The organism is Mesorhizobium sp. M7A.F.Ca.AU.002.02.1.1, from assembly GCF_003998535.1.
GTDB lineage: Bacteria > Pseudomonadota > Alphaproteobacteria > Rhizobiales > Rhizobiaceae > Mesorhizobium > Mesorhizobium ciceri.
In genome coordinates, this window is sequence record NZ_RZPB01000270.1 from 1 (window position 1) to 7,386 (window position 7,386).

A 7,386-nucleotide genomic window follows, 5' to 3' on the forward strand; every position below is an offset into this window, starting at 1 on the left:
TCGTCTGCGGCCATTGCCGCAACTGTCGCGCCGGGCGAGGGCATCTGTGCCGCAACACGCTCGGCGTCGGCGTCAACCGTCCAGGCGCCTTCGGCGAGTATCTGGCGATCCCGCAGCACAATGTCGTGCCGATCCCCGACGATGTGCCCGATGAGATTGCCGCGATCTTCGATCCCTTGGGCAATGCCGTCCACACCGCATTGTCCTTCGATCTGGTCGGCGAGGACGTGCTGGTGACTGGCGCCGGGCCGATCGGCATCATGGGCGCGCTCGTCGCCCAATGCGTCGGCGCGCGCAAAGTGGTCATCACTGACATCAACCCGGTGCGGCTGGCGCTAGCCAAGAAACTCGGCGTCCAGCATGTCGTCGACGCCTCGAAGGAGAAGCTGCGCGACGTCATGCCGGTGCTCGGCATGACCGAGGGGTTCGACGTCGGCCTCGAAATGTCAGGCGCCGCCCCCGCTTTCCGCGACATGATCGACACCATGAACAATGGCGGCAAGATCGCCATTCTGGGCATCGCGCCGACCGGCTTCGAGATCGACTGGAACAAGGTCATCTTCAAGATGCTGCATCTCAAAGGCATCTACGGCCGCGAGATGTTCGAAACCTGGTACAAGATGATCGCGCTTGTGCAGGGTCCGCTGGATGTCTCCGGCCTGATCACCCACCGCATCGGCATCGACGATTTTCAGATCGGTTTCGATGCGATGAAGAGCGGCAGTTCCGGCAAGGTGGTGATGGACTGGTAGGGATTGCCTTGGCCGCTATTCAGGAAAAGCTGACGACAGCACCTCTGGTCCGCCGGACATTTTCCAACTAGGGGAACATGGCTGGGTGGAGAGCTATGGCTCCGCTACGTGCGCTCGCTAATCATATACGGCGACGTATCGCGGCCCACCCGGTGACGGTCGATGGGGCAATTCGCTTCAGTCGATGACGGAAACCCGGTGAACCGATGCTGAGGCCCCGACGCGATCGTCTATTTCCTATGATCTGCGATTGAGGTCGAGGTGTTGCCGCTTTCAGCGGGTAAGATGCGATAGACGACTTCCGGTACCCTTCCGGTCAGCGAAAAGGAAGGCAACGAGCCGCATTGCCTCAAGCAAAATGTTACCAATAGTGTCCTGTTCCAAAGGGGATGGACAGGTCGTGCCATTCCGGTTCGGGGGAAGGATGGCGCGGCTCAGCATGGCGACACGGTGAAGCGGCGATCGTGGAGCTTTATTGCGGCGTTGACAAGCGGCGCATTCTGGATGAGTTCGAGGCGGTAACCGGCTATTATTCGCAAGCGCGCGATCCGTCTTATGAACCGTCGTGAGCAGAGGCCGTCTGCGGGCAAGAGCCGCAGCCGCTGTTACGGCAGCGATGTCCGCGACGCGCTCATCGTGTTGTGGGAGGATTCGGAGCGGCTGGGTCCGCATCGACGCTCGCGGCGGCCAGCGCCGCCGGGCAGGAATGAGTTCGCAGTTCGCCGCTCGGTGCCAGCCCGCACCTTCGGCGATTGGAAAGATCCGCCGCCCGGCTTTGTTGAGCGCATTCGGGCACGTCTTCGTCAGGGAGCTTCGTGCAGACGATGGTGCTGACCGGATTGCCGCCGGCTGGACCGATTGCATTCCGCTCCGCACGCGCGACAGCGGCAATGTGATCATGGCGATCAAGCAGGCCCGCTCCCGGTTTCGCTGACCCTGTGCTGCTGTTTGCCGGCATCCGCCCGCACAGGAAGAGCTTGTAAAAGTGCGGAAATCGAGGAGCCGTTGGTCGTCGATCTTCAGCCTGAACGCGGTCGTTTGCTGGTGCCGCAAATCGGCTGTTGCATGTACATCCCTGTCAGACGTCAGTTTTCCTCGCCTATTTTGGTGTCGAGCGCGAAGTGCTCCAACCAGATTGCAAGGCTTTTTGGAAATGAGAGCGGCTTTGCGCAGGGCGCTCCGTTGTTGAGCATTCAAGCTACCAAGCCAATGACGCGCAGGTTCCACCAGGCTCGCCAGCCTTGAAGGACAGCGAAAAAAGCAGAGCACGACAGACACAACAGTGCATCAGGACGCCGCAGTCGTTGAAGATGGTGCGCTGCATCCATACCGTGGATGCATTCGATCCAAATAATCGATTTGTTCAATCAGTTTCTCGAAAGCTAACCCTACCCTCTGTGGGAATCGGGCTCTGAGCCGCGACGCTGCCTTGCGAGCGCAGGGGCTGCACGTAGGAGAGATGATGCAACGAGAAATCGCACGCGGGTTGCTGGCCTCGTGGGTTCGCCGACCGGCGTATTTGAGCCCGTCAGTTGGTCCTCACCCGCGCCTATTGCCACCGAGCGACTTGCATGTCCCTCCGACTCGGACCAGTTCCGAGAGCTGCGACGAGTTGCGCGCCGTGTGCTCCGATCAGATGGCCGCCGGTGACGCGTTCGATGGGCCGTCCCTCTTCGAGAGGAGATGAAATGCGAACGCTGCTCGTGGATCATCATGCGGATCTTGCGCGCGCCATGCGACTTGCGCTCGGGGATGGCGGCTTCGTCGTTGATGTCGTTGGTACTCTGGAACTGGCTTCGAGTGCATTTTCTTGCGCCAGCTATGAAATTCTCCTGCTGGAATTGGCTCTGCCAGATGGCGATGGCTTGGGTTGGCTGAGGCAGTTGAGGACCCACGGGCATTCAGTTCCTGCCGTCATTATGAGCAGCCTTAACGATCTCGATAAGCGAATTGCGATCTTCAACGGTGGTGCGGACGACTTTCTGCTCAAACCCATCTCTACCGATGAGCTTATTGCCAGAATGAGAGCCATTCTGCGCCGGGCGACACAGATGACCGACCTGAGGCTCGTATTTGGCAATCTCGACTTTGATCCGGTCGCCCGCCAGGTTTTCGTTGATGGGCACCCAATGATGATCGCACGTCGCGAACTCTGTGTTCTAGAGCACCTGCTTAACCGGGCAGGCCGCATCGTGCCCCGTGCGCAATTGGAAGATCACCTCTATTCATTCAACGACGACGTGTCTGCCAACGCGCTTGAAGTCGGAATTTATCGTTTACGGGGACATCTGACCAGATCAGGTGCAACGCCACGGATCAAGACCATCCGAGGCATTGGTTACATCCTAGAATTGACTGACGCCTCGTCCGCATAGTTTGTCGAATCGAAAGAAGATCTATTTTGCTGATCCTTCAACATCCTTGCGCTGCGCTCAATTGGCGGGCGATCGCCAACAAGGTTACAAGACCTGCAGTGCCCCGTTACCTGGGCCATCTCCTCTGCGCGCTTATTGTGACTTTCCCACTTGGTGTCGCGGCGCAAAACAAGCAGGACAAAGGCCCGCCGCATGCGGCTTCGAATAGCATCAACGCCACGCTGACCCTTTCCTCTTCGCTCGGGGAGACCGTTCATCTGCCCGGGCCAGCCACGACCATCTTTGTTGCTGACCCCACGATCGCGGATTTTCAGGCGCCATCGAGCAAAACAATCTTCGTCTTTGGCAAGAAATCGGGGCGGACCAGCCTATTCGCCTTGGATGGCAATGGCGAGCCTCTCGCCGAATTGCGTATCGTTGTCACGCAACCGATCGGGGATTTACGCGCCATGTTGCGGGAGCAGGTCGGCGACTATCCCATCCGCGTCAACTATACGCCGCGCGGCGCAATCCTTAGCGGGACGGCGCCCGACGCAGAGGTCGCCGACACCGCAAAAAGAGTCACTGAGCAATATCTGGGCGACGGAGCGCAAGTCGTCAACAACATCAAGGTCGCTGGATCCCTGCAAGTTAACCTCAGCGTGCGCGTAGCCGAAGTCTCACGCAGCGCCATGAAGTCACTCGGCGTCAACTTGTCCGCCTTCGGTCAAATCGGCAATTTCAAAGTGGGCGTTCTAAGCGGAAGCGCTGCAAGCGCTGGGTCTGGTTCAACCCAGGGTGGCGGTACAGCAGAAATCGGATTCGACAACGGTGCCGTCAACGTCAGCGCGGTTCTCGACGCGCTCGCCAAGGAGCATATAGCTTCCGTCCTGGCTGAGCCGAACCTCACCGCTATGTCGGGTGAAAAGGCCAGCTTTCTCGCGGGCGGCGAATTTCCCATTCCTGTCCTGCAGGAAAACAGGCAGGTATCGGTTGAATTCCGTCACTTCGGCGTCAGTCTGGAATTTGTGCCGACAGTTCTCAGCAACAATCAAATCAACATTCACGTAACGCCCGAAGTCAGTGAACTGTCGACGCAAGGTGCCGTGCAAATCAACGGAATTTCCGTGCCGGCAGTTTCCACGCGCCGAGCCGATACGGTCGTCGAACTCGCCAGCGGCCAGAGCTTCGCAATCGGCGGTCTAATCAGGCGGAACGTCAACAATGATGTCAGGGCCTTTCCCTGGCTCGGAGAACTGGCGATCCTGGGACCGCTTTTTCGCTCGACCTCGTTTCAAAAAGAGGAGTCAGAACTGGTCATTCTAGTTACGCCTTACATTGTAAGACCAGGCTCCAACCCAAACCAGATGAGCGCACCGACCGAGCGGGCGGCACCGGCTTTGAACGGAGGGGGCGCTCCGACGAATTCCGTGACAAGTCCCCCGCGAGACCGCGCTGCTATCCGTGCGGGCGCGCCAAGCGCCCAGGGCGGTCTCGGCTTCATCATCGAATAGTGTCATCCAAAGATGTTGCGTTTTATAATCCTCTTTGTCGCTCTGGCACCAAGCGTAAGTGGCTGCACAAGCACTACGCCAGTTGATGTCGAACCATCGGCACCAATGCTTGTCCGAGAGGAGACCACCGTCCTGACGTTGCAAAGCCTGCGCGCTTCCGAACGGCAGCGTTTGCGTGTTTTCCTAGACAAGGCCAGTCGCGGCCGGTTCGATGCCATCCACCTCCTCATCAGCGGTTCGCCCCAGCTCAGCGCAGGGGTAGCCCATCAGGCCAGGCAGTTGGCAATCGAAGAAGACAACATTCAATTGCGCGATCAACACGACGCCGGCTCAGTGCGAATTGAGGCGATTGTCTATCACGCCCGTCCGCCGGTCTGTCCCTCATATGGTGCCTTACCCAATGAAGAATCCTTCAAACAGCCGCTTGGTTGTTCGACAGGACATAACCTGGCCGTGATGGTCAACGATCCGCGCGATCTGCTCGACAATCAGGCCGTCAAGGCCGGCGATGGCGATCGTGCTTCTGTACCAGTTGCAACTTACAGAACATTCGGGACGGATAAAGGTGGCTGATACCGCCCTTATCTCGGCAGCACTCCTACCGGAGATTGAAAGCTTCCAATCGCGTCCTGATCTAAAATAAAAGGAACCGCTGGATGCAATATAGGCGCTATATCGAGGGCCTTAGGGCCGTTGCTGTACTTCCGGTCGTACTCTTTCATTTCGGAATTTCGGCGATCCCGGGTGGCTTTAGCGGGGTCGATATCTTCTTCGTCATCTCCGGCTACCTAACCAGCGGAAGCCTCCTGGATGACCTTGAACGCGGCCAATTTTCCATCGTCAACTTCTACTGGCGCCGTGCCCGGCGCATTCTGCCGGCGCTCGTCTTTGTGATGCTTCTCACCTGCATTGCGGCATTGTTCATTCTTCTGCCACCGGATCTGCGCGGATTCAGTCTTAGCATCATAGCTACCTCGACCTTCTGGTCGAACGTTTTCTTCTGGAAAACGTCAAGTTACTTCTCTATCGATGCCGCGCTTCTACCACTGTTGCACACTTGGCCGCTTTCCGTAGCGGAGCAGTACTACATCTTCGCACCAATCCTGATGTTCCTAATCTATCGCTACATCGGGAAGCGCTGGCTGACGACACTTCTTCCGATAATTCTCTGCAGCTTCGTAGTGGCGGTGATGGCGACATCGCTGGCACCCACCGCCGGATTCTATCTGCTGCCGACCCGAATCTGGGAACTCATGTTGGGCGCCCTGCTCATGCTCAAATGCCCCTCGCCGCTGGGCAACCGACTCCTGATGGAGTCGGTGGGGGTGGCCGGATTTGGCCTTCTCGCCATCGGGTTCTTCGCGATTTCGGCGAGTGATCCGTTCCCAGGCTACAACGCCTTGTATCCATGCATCGGAACGGCCCTTCTGATCTATGTTGGCCAAAATACCCCCTCGACGGTCGCCACCCGCATGCTCGAAGTCAGGCCGCTGGTCTGGATTGGGCTCATCTCGTATTCGTTGTATCTTGTTCACTGGCCTCTCAATGCGTTCGCGCACTATCTTTCGTTCCAAAAACTCGATCCGTTGATGACCGGTGCGATGTTGGTGGCAAGCCTCGCATTGGCTGCATTCTCCTGGAAGTTTGTAGAGCAGCCGTTTCGACAGAAGAGGGCCTTCACCTCCCCGGGGCCTATCTTCGCCTTTTCAGCGCTCGCGATCGTTGTCCTTTGTGCCGGCGGAGCGGCGGGGGCGCTCGGCAACGGCTTTCCGCAACGGTTTCCGGACTATGTCCAGCGGCGCATTTCCGTCGGGGACTGGAGGAATGGCATCTGTTTCAACGAGGGCACCAGCCGGATCGAAAGCTGGAATATGGAGGATTGCACGCGCACCAGCGGTTTTCCAACAACGGTTTTTTTGTGGGGCGACTCCTTCGCCGCGCACTATGTTTCCGGCTTGGGTGCTAACATAAATCGATTGCAGGCGAACATCGTTGAATATACGTACGCCAGCTGCGCGCCGATACTCTATTACTACCCGTACGATCGTCTTGATTGTGTCCGGTTCAATCGCAAGGCCTTGGACGTCATCTTGGAAGCGGACATCAAGACGGTTATCCTCAGCGGTAGATGGAGTGACTATGAGGTCAGAGGTTTCGACGGTCTTCAGCAAACAATCGCTACGCTTCGTGCCCTGGGCGTGCGCGTGTTTGTCATCGGCCAGTCTCCGCAGTTCCCAACTGACGTCCGGAAAATTGCGTTCTTCGCCAAGCGCCAAAATCTGGACGATACGTCCTGGCCGATCGCGATGGACCCCGACGTCAACGAACGTGTGCGCTCATTTACCAAAGGCGCCACATTCATCGATCCGCTGAAATTCCTGTGCAGCGCAGGACGCTGCGCCTATTTCGATAGAGGAGAGTTTTTATATTTCGACTATGGTCATTTCTCTTCAGCCGGCGCCACACTGGCAATCTCGAAATACTGGCCGGCTTTTGGCAAGGACAATGCTCTTCCTAAGACGAAGTAGCGGCTCAGCGGCTGACAAGCACCAGTACGGGTCCCAGTGATAGCTCCTGCTTCCGCAGCAGCCGCGACGATGGAGCTGTTCAGGTTTAAGGCCCCCCGATAGTGACCTAGGTGTGGAGCTTCAACAGGTTGTCCTCGATCAGGGCGAGGCGACTGATAGGCGTTTTTGACTTTAGGCTGCCATGTGGACGATGCCAATTGTATCTGTGCAGCCAGACAGGCAGTTCGGCGGCACGATG

The 7,386-nt window shown here is 57.7% G+C and carries 5 protein-coding genes and 2 pseudogenes; 6 read left to right on the plus strand and 1 reads right to left on the minus strand.

The annotated features are described in order from the left end of the window. From tdh to EN879_RS17610, 6 genes and pseudogenes are all read left to right on the plus strand, one after another. Positions 1 to 752: L-threonine 3-dehydrogenase (tdh, locus tag EN879_RS17585; protein WP_127274154.1), on the plus strand; the 752-nt coding region annotated here is incomplete at its 5' end. 714 nt (positions 753 to 1,466) lie between these two features. Then, positions 1,467 to 1,635, plus strand: a pseudogene (locus EN879_RS39985) (transposase); the annotation flags it as partial. Positions 1,636 to 2,440: 805 nt separating this feature from the next. Next, positions 2,441 to 3,127: a response regulator transcription factor gene (locus EN879_RS17595; protein ID WP_063169262.1), complete on the plus strand. Its 687-nt coding sequence runs from the start codon at positions 2,441 to 2,443 to the stop codon at positions 3,125 to 3,127. Positions 3,128 to 3,198: 71 nt separating this feature from the next. Further along, on the plus strand, positions 3,199 to 4,620 hold the full coding sequence (locus tag EN879_RS17600) for a type II and III secretion system protein family protein (RefSeq protein ID WP_063170365.1): 1,422 nt from the start codon (positions 3,199 to 3,201) through the stop codon (positions 4,618 to 4,620). Between the two features lie 12 nt (positions 4,621 to 4,632). Continuing rightward, on the plus strand, positions 4,633 to 5,193 hold the full coding sequence (locus tag EN879_RS17605; protein WP_063169261.1) for a CpaD family pilus assembly lipoprotein: 561 nt from the start codon (positions 4,633 to 4,635) through the stop codon (positions 5,191 to 5,193). Between the two features lie 83 nt (positions 5,194 to 5,276). After that, positions 5,277 to 7,148, plus strand: coding sequence for an acyltransferase family protein (locus EN879_RS17610; protein ID WP_063169260.1), 1,872 nt, complete (start codon positions 5,277 to 5,279; stop codon positions 7,146 to 7,148). Positions 7,149 to 7,254: 106 nt separating this feature from the next. Here the strand turns inward: EN879_RS17610 and EN879_RS17615 are convergent. After that, a pseudogene (locus tag EN879_RS17615) lies at positions 7,255 to 7,386 on the minus strand (IS481 family transposase); the annotation flags it as partial.

Excerpts from the sequence above, each read along its gene's own strand:
- EN879_RS17610 (WP_063169260.1), top strand. The coding sequence starts at position 5,277 with ATGCAATATAGGCGCTATATCGAGGGCCTTAGGGCCGTTGCTGTACTT.
- EN879_RS17605 (WP_063169261.1), top strand. The coding sequence starts at position 4,633 with ATGTTGCGTTTTATAATCCTCTTTGTCGCTCTGGCACCAAGCGTAAGT.
- EN879_RS17595 (WP_063169262.1), top strand. The coding sequence starts at position 2,441 with ATGCGAACGCTGCTCGTGGATCATCATGCGGATCTTGCGCGCGCCATG.